16 protein-coding genes are annotated in these 15,485 nt (G+C 43.2%); 7 read left to right on the forward strand and 9 right to left on the reverse strand.

Annotation, left to right across the window (positions count from 1 at the left end; all coding sequences use genetic code 11):
* Window positions 1–16: 16 nt before the first annotated feature.
* The 3 genes from H4K34_RS16365 (at window position 17) to H4K34_RS16375 (ending at window position 2,181) form a co-directional block, all read left to right on the forward strand.
* The gene (locus H4K34_RS16365) at window positions 17–388 is read left to right on the forward strand and encodes a TIR domain-containing protein (protein WP_210758463.1); all 372 of its coding nucleotides are present in this window, start codon (window positions 17–19) and stop codon (window positions 386–388) included.
* A gap of 263 nt (window positions 389–651) precedes the next feature.
* Window positions 652–1,236, forward strand: coding sequence for a hypothetical protein (locus H4K34_RS16370; protein WP_210758464.1), 585 nt, complete (start codon window positions 652–654; stop codon window positions 1,234–1,236).
* Window positions 1,237–1,314: 78 nt separating this feature from the next.
* Window positions 1,315–2,181 (forward strand): hypothetical protein, encoded by an 867-nt coding sequence (locus H4K34_RS16375; RefSeq protein ID WP_210758465.1) that lies wholly within the window; start codon window positions 1,315–1,317, stop codon window positions 2,179–2,181.
* Between the two features lie 77 nt (window positions 2,182–2,258).
* On the opposite strand, the gene H4K34_RS16380 is transcribed toward H4K34_RS16375, so the two are convergent.
* The gene (locus H4K34_RS16380) at window positions 2,259–3,425 is read right to left on the reverse strand and encodes a lycopene cyclase family protein (RefSeq protein ID WP_210758466.1); all 1,167 of its coding nucleotides are present in this window, start codon (window positions 3,423–3,425) and stop codon (window positions 2,259–2,261) included.
* Window positions 3,422–4,927: a cryptochrome/photolyase family protein gene (locus H4K34_RS16385; protein WP_210758467.1), complete on the reverse strand. Its 1,506-nt coding sequence runs from the start codon at window positions 4,925–4,927 to the stop codon at window positions 3,422–3,424. Before H4K34_RS16385 ends, H4K34_RS16380 begins: the two co-directional genes overlap by 4 nt.
* Before the next feature lie 40 nt (window positions 4,928–4,967).
* Between H4K34_RS16385 and H4K34_RS16390 the strand changes: the two genes are divergently transcribed.
* Window positions 4,968–5,114 (forward strand): DUF2256 domain-containing protein, encoded by a 147-nt coding sequence (locus H4K34_RS16390; protein WP_210758468.1) that lies wholly within the window; start codon window positions 4,968–4,970, stop codon window positions 5,112–5,114.
* 280 nt (window positions 5,115–5,394) lie between these two features.
* On the opposite strand, the gene H4K34_RS16395 is transcribed toward H4K34_RS16390, so the two are convergent.
* From H4K34_RS16395 to H4K34_RS16420, 6 genes are all read right to left on the reverse strand, one after another.
* Window positions 5,395–6,051, reverse strand: coding sequence for an alpha/beta hydrolase (locus tag H4K34_RS16395; RefSeq protein ID WP_210758469.1), 657 nt, complete (start codon window positions 6,049–6,051; stop codon window positions 5,395–5,397).
* On the reverse strand, window positions 6,051–6,590 hold the full coding sequence (locus tag H4K34_RS16400; protein ID WP_210758470.1) for an NUDIX hydrolase: 540 nt from the start codon (window positions 6,588–6,590) through the stop codon (window positions 6,051–6,053). Before H4K34_RS16400 ends, H4K34_RS16395 begins: the two co-directional genes overlap by 1 nt.
* Before the next feature lie 4 nt (window positions 6,591–6,594).
* Window positions 6,595–7,098 (reverse strand): hypothetical protein, encoded by a 504-nt coding sequence (locus tag H4K34_RS16405; RefSeq protein WP_210758471.1) that lies wholly within the window; start codon window positions 7,096–7,098, stop codon window positions 6,595–6,597.
* Between the two features lie 3 nt (window positions 7,099–7,101).
* The gene (locus H4K34_RS16410; RefSeq protein WP_210758472.1) at window positions 7,102–8,421 is read right to left on the reverse strand and encodes an ABC1 kinase family protein; all 1,320 of its coding nucleotides are present in this window, start codon (window positions 8,419–8,421) and stop codon (window positions 7,102–7,104) included.
* Complete coding sequence (locus H4K34_RS16415; protein WP_210758473.1) at window positions 8,418–9,080, reverse strand: TetR/AcrR family transcriptional regulator; 663 nt, start codon at window positions 9,078–9,080, stop codon at window positions 8,418–8,420. The genes H4K34_RS16410 and H4K34_RS16415 overlap by 4 nt, the downstream gene beginning before the upstream one ends.
* A gap of 103 nt (window positions 9,081–9,183) precedes the next feature.
* The gene (locus H4K34_RS16420; RefSeq protein WP_210758474.1) at window positions 9,184–10,449 is read right to left on the reverse strand and encodes a DASH family cryptochrome; all 1,266 of its coding nucleotides are present in this window, start codon (window positions 10,447–10,449) and stop codon (window positions 9,184–9,186) included.
* A 104-nt stretch (window positions 10,450–10,553) separates the two neighbouring features.
* Between H4K34_RS16420 and H4K34_RS16425 the strand changes: the two genes are divergently transcribed.
* The 3 genes from H4K34_RS16425 (at window position 10,554) to H4K34_RS16435 (ending at window position 13,903) form a co-directional block, all read left to right on the forward strand.
* Window positions 10,554–11,474, forward strand: a complete 921-nt coding sequence (locus tag H4K34_RS16425) for an NAD(P)-dependent alcohol dehydrogenase (protein ID WP_210758475.1) — start codon at window positions 10,554–10,556, stop codon at window positions 11,472–11,474.
* A 142-nt stretch (window positions 11,475–11,616) separates the two neighbouring features.
* Window positions 11,617–13,035 (forward strand): serine hydrolase domain-containing protein, encoded by a 1,419-nt coding sequence (locus H4K34_RS16430; protein ID WP_210758476.1) that lies wholly within the window; start codon window positions 11,617–11,619, stop codon window positions 13,033–13,035.
* Between the two features lies 1 nt (window position 13,036).
* Window positions 13,037–13,903, forward strand: a complete 867-nt coding sequence (locus tag H4K34_RS16435) for a hypothetical protein (RefSeq protein ID WP_210758477.1) — start codon at window positions 13,037–13,039, stop codon at window positions 13,901–13,903.
* Between the two features lie 394 nt (window positions 13,904–14,297).
* Here the strand turns inward: H4K34_RS16435 and H4K34_RS16440 are convergent, their stop codons facing one another.
* A complete protein-coding gene (locus tag H4K34_RS16440; RefSeq protein WP_210758478.1) occupies window positions 14,298–15,203 on the reverse strand; it encodes a hypothetical protein in 906 nt (301 codons plus the stop codon).
* Window positions 15,204–15,485: the final 282 nt, after the last annotated feature.

Here is a 15,485-nt window from a genome sequence, read left to right on the forward strand (position 1 = left end):
CTTAAATAAAAATATCATGGCAGAAAAAAAAGTAGTTTTTATAGCATTTGCAATTGAAGACGAAAGACAGAGAGACTTTCTAAAAGGTCAATCCCTTAACACTAAATCACCTTTTGAGTACATTGATATGTCTGTAAAAAAGGCTTACGACTCAGAATGGAAAGAAAAAGTAAGAACAAGAATTAAACGTTCTGATGGAGTGATTGCTTTGGTGAGCAAGAATTCATTGACATCAAGTGGCCAGAAATGGGAAATTCAATGCGCAAGAGAAGAAGGTAAAAAAGTTAGAGGAATTTGGGCTTACACAGACGACAGAACAAACCTCGAAGGAGTTTACACAAGAGTTTGGACCTGGGACAATATCAAGGAATTTATTGATTCACTTTAATTCCTTACCCTTCGCGTCCAAACACCAATGGTAGTCGCTCAAATCAGCCGCACAATCCAAAACTTGCCAAAGAGTATGGCCGCCCAAAAGCTTATAGAAAAGAAATTGAAAAAGTATGTGTTTACAATATTTTAGAGAAGCAAAATTGGGTTCAGTGGTATTTGGAAACATTAAACTATAAATCAAAATTCGAAGCAATCTGACAGTGTAGGGATTTGAAATCCGCTATTTCTCAAATTTATTATTGGTTACATTAATTTGATATGACAGAGGATCAAAAATATACTGCCAAGGAATACCGTGAACGACATAGGTTTTGGGCAGATAAAACTTTGACACAATTTGGGTTTGCCAATAATTTCTTTCTTGTAGTGGCAATTGGAATCTTAGGGTTTATCTTGAAAGAATTAGGGACAAATGTGAATATTAGGTTCACGCTACTCGATATTGATTGGGATATCACATTGTCAAGGCTATCAGCCATACTAGCTTTTATGTCAATTTGTTGTGGAATAATTACAATGTTATCAAGATTATTTGATCTTAGATTGACCCGTCATATCAATACTGTTAGAATAAAGGCATATGATAATGCCTTCAAGATGCTTGATGATGACTATATCTCGATTAAAGGGATACCCATTTTTACCACTTTTTTAGATTCATTAACATCTAGGTACTACTACATAAAGGATTCTGAAATTAAAGATGATAGATTAATAAAATGTAAGTTTAAAGATCTGCGTAAAAGGGCTTTGTTGCTTGGTAGATTATCTTGGAAGTATTTTTACTACCAGCTGATTTTATTAATTTTTTCTGTGCTATCTTTTATGATAGCAGTGTTGTAATGACAGTATGTGTTAGCTTAATGAATTGATGCCTGCGGTATGTGTAGAACATAACCATATGGTTGAATTGCAAATATTATGAAGGAACATATTGAGCATTTATTGGATTTTCAGAGAGTAACAGTAGGTTCCAACCTTTATGAACTTATCGAATACTATAGTTCTCTTAATAAGGATTTTGGGATTATATCAAATTCGATTTACGATAATAAGGAAAAATGGAAATATGCAGGCGATTTGGAGAGTAAGTTATTTAGAATATACTATGCTAATGAAAGTATAATTAGGATTTCGAAAGGATATCAAACTAATTTAAGGGACCAGCGGATTGAGATATTTGATGTGTTTTCAGTGTATTCCCTAAGTAGGCAACAAATTGAAACTTTTTTAACCTGCTACCACCTTTATTTTGAGGGTGTTTCTGAAGACGAAAGGGAGTTTAGAAACTTAACCTACAAGCTAAACGGAATCTTAAGACAGCTTGAATTAGTAAGTCACATTGTAAATACTGATAAAAGAAAACAGGGTCTCCTAAGTGAACATGAGCAAGTTTTAAGTTTGCTTAAAGAATCGGCAATCTATAAAGGTGCTGATATTGATTTGCGCAGGAAATATGAGAATCCAAAACACGCCCTTATTGAGAAGAAAAGCGTGTTAATGGAAAAGTCAGGCTTGGGTCGTATTCAACAAAGTTGGAAGCTTTACTCAAATTACGTGCATTCAGAATACATAAGTGATCGTCAGTATAATGTGTTTTTCAGAGATAAAACAGGATTAATTGAATCGATTTGTACAACACTTAATAGTAACTGTCGTCTGATATCCAAATTAATACAACTTCTATCAGAGCGTTTCAATTATATCAACCAATTGTATTTAGAGTTGAGTGAAACGCAAAAATTAAGGATTGATTTATGGAACAGATCCTCAGAGGCATTAAAATAAAAACAAATGGCAACATTACATATTTGCATTGTTTGTCGAAGGTATTGCTTATAACCAAACTATAAGAAGCCCTTTTCTCACCTTTCCAAGATTGATACCCTCCTCCTCAAACTCCTCCCAATCGACCAAAAGAAAGGTCGCCAGGGCATACGCGAAAGTATCTTAAGGTCGTCTAACCAAGAACTTTCTTCATCCAAAAAGCGAAAGATGCGCGGGATGGGGTGCACTCTAAATAAGCGTTTAAAGATCTCCAGAATGGGGCTTTGCTTTTTCTGAAAGAGGTTGAGCAAGAGTTCATCGTAAATCCAGTATTGCCTACCGTGTCCCGCTTGGGGTATAGGGCCTTGTTCTTTCAAGGCTTTGGCAATGGCCCAGGAATGTTGGGCGATTTTCTTAAAGGCAAAGCCGGTAGACGCTTTTACCACTCCGGCCCTTACGCCGATGGGGATATAACGCTTGTTTAAAGAATGCAGCTTTTCTTTCTGGTTTAAGCTTAGGGTCATTGGGATTTTATTGATCTCCTTTTCTTCAATTTCGAAATCAGAAATGCCCATTTTTTGGAGGTAGCGCTCAATTTCGGGCTGGGCTTCCGCTTCGCTTAAAATAGCTTCGCCAAAGCGGGTGAGCTCAATTAGGGCTTCCGTTTCGGAGGTTGGAAGGAAATACATAAACTGCAAACCTTCACTTTGTTGCACTTCAAAATCCATTAGTCGGCAAACCTCCGTTTCGAATTGAGCTAGAGGAGCTTTAATGCGATAGCCCACAAAGCTTTGCCAAATCAGGTCGGGGTCGTTTAAGGTCGGAGGGCGACTATCGAAAACCAAATGGGCATAAGTGCTTAGGTCTCCATCCAATTTCAGCTCAAAAGGCCTCTGATTGCTGAGCTTGCTCAATTTCCCATTATAGAAATCCAGATTGGGATAAGACTGCAGCGCATCCTTAACAAAGCGGTAGAAATCCTTGCTCCGGATCTGCACATAGCGATAAGGGGCCATATTTTGCCGCTGGGGAAAGGCAGAGTCTAATTGCGACCAGGATTTAGAAACCGAGGAACCAAACATCTGCCAGGCGGCATCCTGCTCATCGGTCCAAAAGCACCAAGTACGGTCATTGGTATTTTTAGCATCCGGCTCGATTAACAGCACTGAATACTGATCTAATATGCCTTGCAAATGCATGGCATACAGGAGGCTCAGGCCGGAAGCGCCGCCACCAATCAGGGCGATGTCATATTCTTCTTTCAATCGAGATAGCTTACTTTTTGGATAAAATCCTCTGCTGCCTTAAAGATGCGCTTTTTTCGCGCTTCCTCCATGCGATCCAAGGTGCCGAGCATCATGCTCATGCGATGATTATGGGCAAAGGTCTGCCGATGTTGATCAATAAAGCGCCAATAGAGACCATCCATGGTATCGCACCAAGGTCCTTTGGCATAATGACTCATCTTCCGCAAATAATTACTGCCGGCGATATAAGGTTTGGTAGCAAAGGAACCTCCATCCGCAAACTGACTCATCCCAAAAACATTGGCCGCCATAACCCAATCGGCACTGTCGATATACATCTCCATAAACCAGCGGTACACTTCCTGTGGATCAATCTCACAGAGCAACATAGTATTGCCAATAATCATCAGCCTTTCGATATGGTGATTGTAAGCCTCCTCCTGGCATTTCCGCAGGGCATCATCCAAAGGAGGAATTCCGGTATTCGCTTCATACCATAAGGGGCTTAGCTTTCGTTGCAGCCCAAAATGATTTTTCTCGAAATCGAAATTGCGATACATCCCGCGCACAAATTCGCGCCAACCGATTAATTGCCGTACAAAACCTTCCACTGATGGCATATGAGAGTCCTGCTCTTGATACTGCTTTAACACCGCATCCAGAACTTCTTCTGGCAGCAGAAGGCCGCAATTCAGATAAGGACTCAAAGTAGAGTGGTAGAGGAATTTTTGCTGGGCTTCGAAGGCATCTTCATAGGGACCAAAGAGCTCCAGTTTTTCTTGGAGAAATTGATCCAGCACCGCCAGGGCTTCTTCCCGTGTAGTGGCCCAGGCAAAGTCTTGCACCTTACCGGGATGTTCGCTGAAATGTTCCGCCACCAGGTTTTTTACATCTTTAAAGGTATCGGATTCGGCGAAAGCCAGGCGCGGCGGTGTTTGGGCCTTAGAAGGGAGTTTCTTGCGATTCTGGGCATCATAGCTCCATTGTCCGCCGATGGGCTGATTATCTGCATCCAAGAGGATTTTTAGAGCCAGGCGTTGCCTTTGATAATAGGTCTTAAGAAAAGGCTTTTTATGCTCTTGCAGATAGGCCTTAAAGTCGGAAAGGGGAAAGAGAAATTTAGGGGAAGGCACAAATTCCAATTTCCGATTGTAGCTATGGGCCCATTGCTTTAATTCTTCTTCAAAAAAGCGATCATCTACCTCATAGCAGCGGATGGATTCAAATTCGGGATGATCGTTCAGGAATTGCTCCAATCGGGCAGTAAAGCTTTGCGGATGAATCTGATTTTGATCGTCCACTAATTTTAAATAGTGCACTTCATGTTGGGCTTGTAGTAAATGCGCATGATGACGCATCGCCGTAAGGAAGAAAAGCAATTTATGCTTGTGATAGCGAAAGTGGGTGCAGAGGCCATAATCCTCAATAAAGAGAAGGCTTTGCGGGCTTTCATTTCCTAGTAATGCCGAATGATCGGGGAAAAGGCAATCGCCCAAAATAAGGTGCAGGCTTTTCTTCATAGGCATTAAACTTCAGGAGCGCCTCGAATGTTGAGAGCCTATGAAAAAAAGTGAGCTTCCGGAGAAAATTTGTCCGGTATGTGAAAGGCCTTTTAGCTGGCGAAAGAAATGGGAACGAAACTGGGAGGAGGTGCGCTATTGTTCGGATGCCTGCCGAAAACGAAAAAAAGCCGGACGGTCAAATTAAGGGGAAGAAAGTATTGGGGAAGTTTGACAGCGTCCGACTTTTCTAACAGAAACTGGGGCAAAGGAAATAAAGCTTTTCGGGCTTTAAATTCAAGATTTCATTCCCTAAATATGGATTCAAGCAAATGCCTGCCTGCTCTGAGAAGCATGCAATAGGAAAAGCAGAAAATTCACGTATGTGAAGAGAGAATAATAGGAGAGTGTGAAAAATTGCAATACCACCCGATCGGAATGGTAAATTCCCGTAAAAAATTTAGCTTTTCGCCGCTGAAAAATTAAAACTACTTAAATCCCCGCTGAAACCACTGCTGCAGGTCCCGAAGATTTTCAGGATTTATCCCATGCCCGGAATTATATTCCTGATAACGGTGCTTGATCTGAAGCTTTTCCAAAAAGTCTACCGTCATTCGGGCAGCAGTGATAGGAATCACTTCATCTTCCCGTCCGTGGGAAACAAAGAAATCTAAATGCTGTAGATCAGCCGGGCGATACTGATCCGGCACAATTTCCTTTAAAACATAGCCACTGAGGGCCATAATGCGCTGGAATTTTTTAGGATGATTGAGGGCAAGGCCATAGCTTAGAATAGCCCCCTGACTAAAGCCCATCAGCCAAATGGGATTGCTCTCTAATCCTTCCTGAGCTTGAAATTCTTGAATAAAGTGAAGCACCAAATCACGGCTTTGCGCCGCTGCTTCGGTGTCGGAGGTTTTAACTCCACTGGCATCAAAGTGAATGGGATACCAGGCAAACCCACCAAAGCCCAAGGTGATAGGAGCACGCAAGCTTAGGTAATGGGCCCCGGCACCTAAATACTGCTTAAGACCAAAAAGATCGTTTTCATGACTGCCATAACCGTGAATCATCACCACCAAAGGCGCCGATTCGGGATTGGATTTAGCTTTCTCGAAATTGTAAACCAGGCTAAGGTCTTGCATTAGTGCAGTTTTAAGGTGCCGATACTGAGTTCATCTGACGCACCATTTTGAATGTTAATCCAATGCTCCAGGGCGTGAACATTGCTGGAAAAGGCAATCTCCTTCCAGGGAATTTGATCGGCGGGAAAGAACTGAATTTCGGTGCTTTCCGGTGTAAGTTCATAATGATCCTTCAACATTTTAGCCCGGAAGAAAAGATAAACCTGCTGGGCTTTTAGAAGGTTGTAGATGCTGTGCAGTTTGATAATCTCTACTTCAGCGCGGGTTTCTTCAAACACTTCGCGTAAAGCACCGCTATCTACCGCTTCATCATTTTCTAAAAAACCAGCAGGTAAATTCCAAAGGCCTAATTGGGGCTCTATGCCGCGACGGCAAAGCATTATCTCATTTTTATCGTTGAGGATAAGGCAGCCGACAATGGTTCGGGGGTTCTCATAGTGAATAGTTCCGCAGTTTTCGCAGACTATTCTTTTAACCTGATCATCGGCGGGGATTTTCCGCTTAAAATGATCGCTACCACAATGAGAACAATAATTCAATATTCTAAAATTGCCATCTTAAACTTAGGGCCAAATCGAGATCAAAATCATCGAAGGCATCGTTCAGCAAATTTACAGCAGGATTTACATCTAAGGCAATTTGCAAGGGAAGATCTGCTACATTTAGAAAACTATATTCCAATCCGAAGATCCCTTCTACCACCAGAACGGTTTTGCCATCATCCTCTAAGGGAACATTGTCGTAGTCTACAAATCCTAAACCACCACCAACACCATAAAACCACTGGAAATCGGGGCTTAGAGCATTAAGAGGTTTTACCCACTGATAATTAGCGGTAATCAAGATCGCATCTACCGCCCGATTATCTTTCAAGCCCAAGTCGACCTGTAAGCGATTCATGCTGCTCAATTTACGTTGGTAACTGACCTCTGTACCAAAGCCATTGCTGCCGCCCAAACGAAGGCCCAAAGCATTGGGACTGATTTGCTGAGCATAGCTGGTGAAACCAATAGTGAGAAGGAGTAGAGTTGACAAGTGTTTTAACATCTGCTAAATTTTGGTGAATAATTCATCAACAGCCGAGTGCGTATTCACTTTAGCGCCTAAAACATGGAGAATATTGTATATCCCGAAATAAGTACGATTTAAATAAATGGCATCTTTTGGGCCGCGAGCCGCTTTGGCCTTGCGCACCATTTTATCATTTTGATAAATCTCACTCAAGGCATAAACCTTTTCGAAGTATGTTTTATCAGCAAAGTCGAAACTTGCACTGTAAAAGGGCTGTCCTAATAAAGACAGAATTTCAGCATAAATGTTCGCGAAATGGGAAACTTCTTCCGGGCTATCCGATGGGAGCAAGAAATTGAGCTCAAAAAGCAGTGCTGTAAACCTTTCTTTTTCGGCCCCAATTCCGGGTTGCATGATTTGGAAATAGTGATCATGGAAATCAGCAGGCAGTTCCTTCACACAGCCGAAATCAATCACGCCAATGCTGCCATCTTCATTAAAGAGGAAATTCCCCGGATGAGGATCGGCATGAACCTCGCGTAATTGATGAATCTGGAAATCGTAAAAATCCCAAATAAGCTGACCTAATTGATTACGAAGTTCCTGACTGGGATTGTTTTTGAGGAATTGATCCAGATGTAAACCGGGCATCCAATCCATGCTCAAAATGCGCTCTGAAGAATATTCAGGGTAGTATTTGGGGAATTTTAGTCCTTCTAAGTGCTGACAGGCATTAGCAATCTTAGTGGCCCTTTCCAATTCCAAATGGTAATCGGTTTCTTCCATCAGACGGCCTTCCACTTCGGAGAGGTAATGCGCCATTTCCTGCTGACTGATATTGAACATAGCGCCAACCACCGGCTTCACCATTTTAAGATCGGAGGAAATGCTTTGGGCCACGCCGGGATACTGCACTTTTACCGCTAAATCGAGATCGCCCTTTTTGGCGCGATGCACCTGACCAATGCTAGCGGCGGCCACACTTTGTCGTGAAAATTCATCGAAAATCTCATTAGGACCTTTGCCAAAATACTGTTGGAAGGTTTTCACCACCAAGGGATAGGAGAGCGGTGGGGCCGAATATTGGGCCTGAGCAAATTTTTGGGAATAAGCCTGAGGTAGAATTCCCTGGTCCATGCTGAGCATCTGCGCCACTTTTAAAGCGGAGCCTTTCAAATTACTCAGGGCATCGTAAATGTCGCTGGCATTTTTCTCCTGGAGGGCGGCTTCATCGCTTTCGCCTGAAACCAATTTCTTACTGTAATGCTTCAAATAATTGGCCCCCAGCTTGGCTCCGGTTTTTAGGAACTTACCGGTTCTTTGACTGCGACTGCTGTAAATCTTATCCTGTTCTTTCATCGGTTTTGGAAGATGAATTTGCCAAAGTCGAAGGCGGAGTCCAGGGCATTTTTCTCGATCAGGTCGAAGGAGAGGTTTACGGATTTTTCGATCGCCTCATCACTGCTCTCAAAGGAAGGGGAGCGATCCTTGCGCCAAAAATCGAGCAGGAAAAGGAATTGCAACCAGAAAAGGTCATCGTAAACATCATTAAGCTTGGAGCGACTGGCAATTTCATGTTTTTGCTGTCCTTCGGAGATTAGGTCTTTGGCCCATTCCTTAAAGGCATTTTTGATTTCCTTTAGTTCGGTGATGCCCCTTGGATTGGCAATATGCACCTCTTTTAAAATGAGCAGGGCATAGGAGCGATGGGATTTTAGGGCTTCGAAGAAACTGAAATAGAAGCTCAGCAATTTTTCGCGAACGCTAAAGCTAGTCCATTCTTCGCTCTGTTCTAATTTGCCTTTATTTTCCTCAAAAAGGGAAAGCCAGAAATGTGCGGCAATTTGATCAAAGTCGCTGAAATAGCGGTAAAAGTCGGCTTCGGAGATTTCCAGTTCCTTGCAAAAGGCATAAACGCTGGCCGGGTTTTGGCCATGCAGCAGGAGGTACTCTTTGTACTGATCGATCAAGCGATGCTTGAGATCATTTTGAGATTCGGTTTTACTTTCTGTAGTCATAAATAATCAAGTTTGAATGCTAAACGATGGCATTAAAAATCTGTTCTCAGCAGAAGCCTAAAGTTTTCTTAGAATTAATCCATTAAGGCGAAAAAGGTTCAGACTAGGGATTTAACCAATGCTGGCGATGGAGTCCATCCGGGTCATAGCGCTCGGCTTGGGATGCCAGATTGAAGTAGCGGTCTTGGCGCGGATCATTGCCAATTCCGGCTACATAGGTCCAATTGCCATAATTGCTGCATACATCGTAATCAATCAATTGCGACTCGAACCAGGAGGCCCCTAAATACCAGGGTAGCTTAAGGTCGCGCACCAAATAGGAAGCCACATTTTGCCGACCGCGATTGCTCATAAATCCAGTGTTGAGCAATTCCCGCATATTAGCATCTACAAAGTCCTGCCCGCATTGTCCCAGGCGCCAGGATTCAAATTGAGCATTGCTTTCCAATTGAGGATGACGCTTAATCTTAAAAAAGCGATCACCTTCCTTGGCCGCGGTAAAGCGGAAGAAGTCACGCCAAAGCAATTCGAAATAGAGCCAATAGGTCGATTGATTTTGAACCCTTTCCTTTTCATAGCGTTTGATTTCCCCATAAATCTCTCGAGGCGAAATACTGCCGGTGGCTAACCAGGGCGAAAACTTAGAACTGTAATTAGGGCCTACTAAGCCATTGCGAGTTTCTTTATAGGATTGAAGATGGTTTCCTTCCCAGAAATAAGAACGGAGTCTTTGCCAAGCGGCCTTACTACCTCCCTTAAAATGGAGTACGGCTCGGGGCTCTGGTTTTAAATCAGTGGATAGAAATTCATCCAGCGGAATTAAGGACCAAGGCTTTAGGTCTGGGGGGCAAATGATTTGGGCTGGGGCCGGAAGGATCGAAATCTCTGAAGCATACTTTTCGATCTTCTTTCGAAACTCCGTGAAGACCTTGGGGATGGCCTCAATTCCGAAGGGTAAATCTTCCGACTTATAGAGGGAGTATTGTTCAAATCGCATCAGGCGAAAGCCAAAAGATTCCAATGCTGCTTGGGCTTCTATTTCTTCAGCGCTGTACTCCTGGGCGCAGTAAATGGCCTCAAAAGGATAATCGGCCTGCAGTTTTTGCAAGGCTTTTAAGGTAGAGCCATAATGGATTTGCAAGGGGGCCGATTTAGCTTCCAGAGCAGATTGCAGATCGGCCACCGACTCCCAAATAAAGCGCTTGCGAATGTCACCGATTTTGGGGAAGCCCCAGGGGAATTGATCTTGAAAAGCTTCATCAAAGCAATAGAAGGGAATGATTTCATCCGCATCCAAACAGGCCTGATAAAGGGCGGGATTATCGCTTAATCGCAGATCATTCTTGAACCAAACTACTATTCTTCGCATGGCCAAATAACTCAGGATTTAGCAAAAAGTTGAAGGCCTAAAGAATTAAATTGGGAGGGACAACCTTGGGCCTTTCTAGGGTGTCAATTACTAAAGTCCCTGCCATGAAAGCCATTATCTGTAAGCGTTATGGAGCTCCTGAAAATCTGCATTTTAAGGAATTGCCCCAGCCCAATCCTAAGCCTGGTGAATTATTGATTCGGATAAAAGCCGGATCGGTGCATATTGGCGATACCCGAGTGCGCAGAGCCGATCCCTTTTTAGTGCGCTTGGTATTTGGATTGTTCAGGCCCAAGAAGAATTTGGTTTTGGGAATTGAAGTCAGTGGTATCATTGAAGCCCTTGGAGCGGAAGTCGGCAATTTTAAGGTAGGTGATGAAGTTTTTGCCTTAACCGGCTTTGGCATGGGCGGTTATGCGGAGTACATCACCTTGCCAGCCATTCCCAAAGGAAACCCCGAGTGGAAGGGCCTGGTGAATTTAAAGCCCAGCAATTTGAGTTTTGAGGAAGCCGCGGTAATGCCAGCCGCTTGTTTAACGGTGATTCAGAATTTCCGCAAAGCAAAAGTGGAGGCCGGGCAGAGCATATTGATCAATGGCGCTTCGGGCAGTTTGGGCACCTATGCTATTCAAATTGCCAAGCATTTGGGATTATCCGTAACTGCGGTTTGCAGTGCTGGCAATAAGGATTTGGTAATGCGCTTGGGCGCTGATGCACATATCGACTATCACAGTCAGGATTTCCTGAAAACCGAAGAGCGTTTTGATGTGGTTTACGATGCCGTTTTAAAATCCAGTCGAAAGAAATGTCGAGCGATATTAAAGCCACAGGGAGTCTACCTCAATAATTATGGCCTACCGCGCACTCAGATTGAAGATTTGGAACAAGTAAGAGCCTGGGCAGAAGCCGGAATCCTAAAGCCGGTTATGGATCGAAGCTATGATTGGTCAGAAGTGATAGAGGGGCATCGTTATGTAGATCAGGGTCATAAAAAGGGCAATGTTTCGCTGATCATTGCGGAATAAGCTTCGCCACCTTTTAGAAAATCTTGCGAATTTTCATAGTGCTAAATCACTGGAATAAACTGTGTTGAAGGCCGGTTTATCAGGACAGATGTGCCTTTTAAATCTCCTGTACTCGCTACATTGGCTTAAGTAAAGGACCAATATGTCTATTCAAAAACCGAATGCTCCAAGGGCTCTATGGCCTTTGATGAGCATTTTTTTATGGCTCTTATTCAGTGCTTGTGCTGGCAAGGAAGCGGAAATTCAAGCTAGCCTGAATGCCTATACGGAGCAAGGTGCTTGCAATGGCTATCTCTATGTCAGTCAGGCTTCTGAGCTTTTGTATGATAGTGCCTTTCAAAAGGGGTCACAGAATTTTGCCAGGCTATCCAAAGAGGATCGTTTGGACTTGGCATCTCTTTCTAAACTGTTTACCGAAGTGGCCATTCTCCGCATGGCGGATGCCCAATTAATTGAATTGGATGCTAAGGTAATGGATTATCGTCCGGGCTTTAAAGCAGTTAAAGCCGGACAAATAACCATTCGCCAATTATTGGAAATGCGGTCCGGATTGGCCCGAGAATTAAATCCAGAATTCCAGTTTCAAGCTTTGCCCTTGGATAGCAATGGGCTATTAGGCCCTTATTTAGATAATCTGGAAAGCCTGCCCATGCAAGCGGAACCGGGAACTAAAGAAGAATACAGCAATTTGGCCTATTGGCTTTTAGGGGCAGTATTGGAGGCAGTGGGCCAGGCTAATTTGGATAAGGTCTTGGACCAATGGATTTTCGAAGATTTAGAGATGCATTCCAGCGGTTGGCGAGAAGGGAGAAGCAGTCTCAAGAAGGGTTATGTTCTTAAGCGGGAGCAATGGTCAAAGGATCCAAAGGATTACAGCTGTCGCTATGCTTCGGGAGGCTTTTATTCCTCGGTAACCGATTTGGCCAAATTGGCTAAGGCTCTACATGGCGATCATTTCTTAAGCGCTGAAAGCAAGGCATTTTTGCAAAAGCAGGATGCCTTAAGCATTTACGGTTCCTTACCCTCCAGTTCGCATCTAATAATGCTGGATTGGCGAGCCGAGCTCACTATCATTATGCTTCAGAATTTGGCTTTGGAGGATCTAAATCGAATCCCCCGATTTGTAACAGAATGCAGGAATGCTTTGGATTTGGCTTCCGCCGAAAGGCCTAAAAGGAAGGTGGTGCTCAATAGCCTGGAAAGACTAGCGGATACGGTGCCTATGGAGTCGGCAATGAAGGAATGGCTCATAGCACTAAGGAAAGGGAATCCTAAGGATATATTTCAAATCCTGGCTAAGCATTCTGAAGCAGGGAGTTTTAATCCGGATGATCCTACCTGGCAAGCTCTGGCGGATTTAAATAGAGACTATCCGGATTGGAAAGCTCTGGGCTATCGCTGGATAAATGAGGAGGAGCCTGGTGGCTTGGAGCTTTGGTTGCAAATGAATGATCATTCGAAAATGGCCCTTTTGTGGATTCCTTCCGAAACAAATCCGAATAGAATTGGGAACCTGTTTATCCGTCCGGATGATATGGAATGGATGGGCGAAAAATATTGAGATGAAGAATAGCTATCCATTGATCATTGGTTTTTTAGTCCTTAGTGTTGGATTTCTAAATGCGCATCCCACGGGAAACCTCTGTGTATTTCAGGATCAGGCTTATTGGTCTTATATCGAGCCAGTAGATGATCAGGAGCATCATGCCTGCATTTGGCGTATGGATAGTACGGGCAAAAAGAGCTTGTTTAGACAATCTAAATATGCGGCCAGTGATTTCATGCTGCAGAATGCAGATACGGCCTTGTACATTCTGGAACGGCGCTATCTATCTTCTCAAGACATTTTTGAATTACGCCTTTTTAAATATGAGGGGCAGGGGCCGGCCCAGCTTATTTGGGATTGGTTTCGTGATCCTCTTCGAGTAGGGGAAGCGGGCTTTAAAATGCTTTCGGATCAGGAGCTGCTTTTTGTGCGTTATCCTTCCCTATTTCGCCTAAAAAAGCAGGGTGAGCCTCAATTGGATCCCTCCATTAGCGATACCCTGCATAAAATGCGCGCGGTAGGTCCGAATCAAATATTATTTGGCGGTGATTTCTACGCTTGGCTGCGGAGCGATGAAGGGCAGTTATTGCAAGATTGGCCCATAATTGGCGACCCCAATGCCGATGCCACCAAAGCCCCAATGGGACGCAATAGTATTTTCGGAATGGACTATCATAAGGGCCACCTACTAATTGCCTACTGGGGCAAGCGCCAGTTTTTAATCTATGATCCTAAGGGCAAGTCACGAATTTTACTGCAACATAAAGATCCCTATACCCCGCATTGGGTATGCTTTTGGGATAAGAAGGCCTTGCTTTTTGCTTCGGCATTGTATTGGGATGGGAGGACACCGGAGCCGAGGCTGGTTGTAAGTGGTTGGTAGTTCTTTTGAGACGATAGTAGATAGACGGTAGACGGTAGATTTGATTGGAGTCAAGGAAGTGTGTTTTGACTTTCAAATTAGGGTGCCTGGGTTTAACCGCAGAGAAGCGAAGAAGCAAAGGGTCGCAAAGGGTCTGTGGATATCTTCTCTGTGAAACTCAGCGTCCTCTGTGTCTCTAGCGCAGCGGGCGGTGAAGCAAACCGCAAAGAAGCAAAGGTTCGCAAAGGTTTCTCCCTGCCTGCCGGTAGGCGGGTAGCGCAGCGGGCGGTGAAGTAAAATAGGATGGAATTGAATTACAAATTCAATCCATTGGCGGTGAAGCAATCCCGATAGGCCCAAAGATGGAATAGAATTACAAATTCAATCCATTGGCGGTGAAGAAACCAAGCTTTATTTAAATCGAATCATTTTTCATTCGGTAAAAGCTCAGGCGTTTAAAATTGGGATCAAATTGATTTGGTATTAAATGGGTTTCAAAATGCAAGGCCTTATCATCAAGGGAAATAATTTTCCAGGTTCCATCTTTACTGTATAATCGATCAGGGAAGTAGATTCTTCGGCCATCCGAGCTCAGATCGTAGGAGATCTTTTCCACTTTTTTCCCCTTAAAGAAAATCACCGAGTCCCTTTCGAATCGCAGTTTCCGAATAGTCAGGCTGTCATTGTCGGCCAAAGGAAAAGGGGGAGATGGGAAGCCTTCTATTCTTTCTTCATTAGTATAAGGACTAATCCAATTACCCCATATTCTTGAATGAATTGAAACGGAATCCACAGTTTCCATCCTAAGAGTGTCAGTAGGTAAAGGAGGATAAATAAATAGGAGCTGCCCATTAGCATTCTTGCTGATTTGTAACAGAGGATCTTGGGGATTTTGAATCCAAAGCATTTGAACTCCTTTATAATCAATGATATCCCAAGCATTTACAGGCTTCTCACGATGGTAAATTCCATTGTACAATAGGATAGAATCGTTTATGAAGCTTAAGGTATCTTGATTATAAGAATTGGAAATTATCCAAGTGCCCAAGAAATCTTTGTGCTTAATACTTGGGTTTAGCTTTTGACTCTGAAGTTTAAAATAGACCATCGAATCCAGCATTGAGTTTCGATTGAGAACAAGGATCAAAGTATCTTCCCTTTGATCGACAAGGATCGTGTCGGCATCCAGAATCAGTTTATTACCTCTTAAATGATAGGCAATATGCCTCTGCAGTATCTTATCCAATTCATCAGAGGCTAAATCACCATAGCTTATTATGCTAAGACTATCTTTTCCAAAGTCCCAGATTTGTTTTTGCACTTGAGGATAATTAAGCCCATTTTCTTTGGAATAGGCTTGATACCAGATACCTTCTAGCTTGGGCTTGGGTGAGCAAGAACCAAGGAGTAAAGAAATTCCTATGAGCGTGAGAAAGGTTTTCACAGATGAATGGTAATCAGCTTAAACGCAACTGCAATTTATACTTAAGCAAGGAATTGAATTTAGATGCTAGTTTGTATTTGGAAGTTTGTTGTTGGAGTTTAACCGCAAAGAAGCGAAGAAGCAAAGGTTCGCAAAGAGTCTGTGGATCTCTTCTCTATG

The sequence above is a fragment of the Croceimicrobium hydrocarbonivorans genome (assembly GCF_014524565.1).
Lineage (GTDB): Bacteria > Bacteroidota > Bacteroidia > Flavobacteriales > Schleiferiaceae > Croceimicrobium > Croceimicrobium hydrocarbonivorans.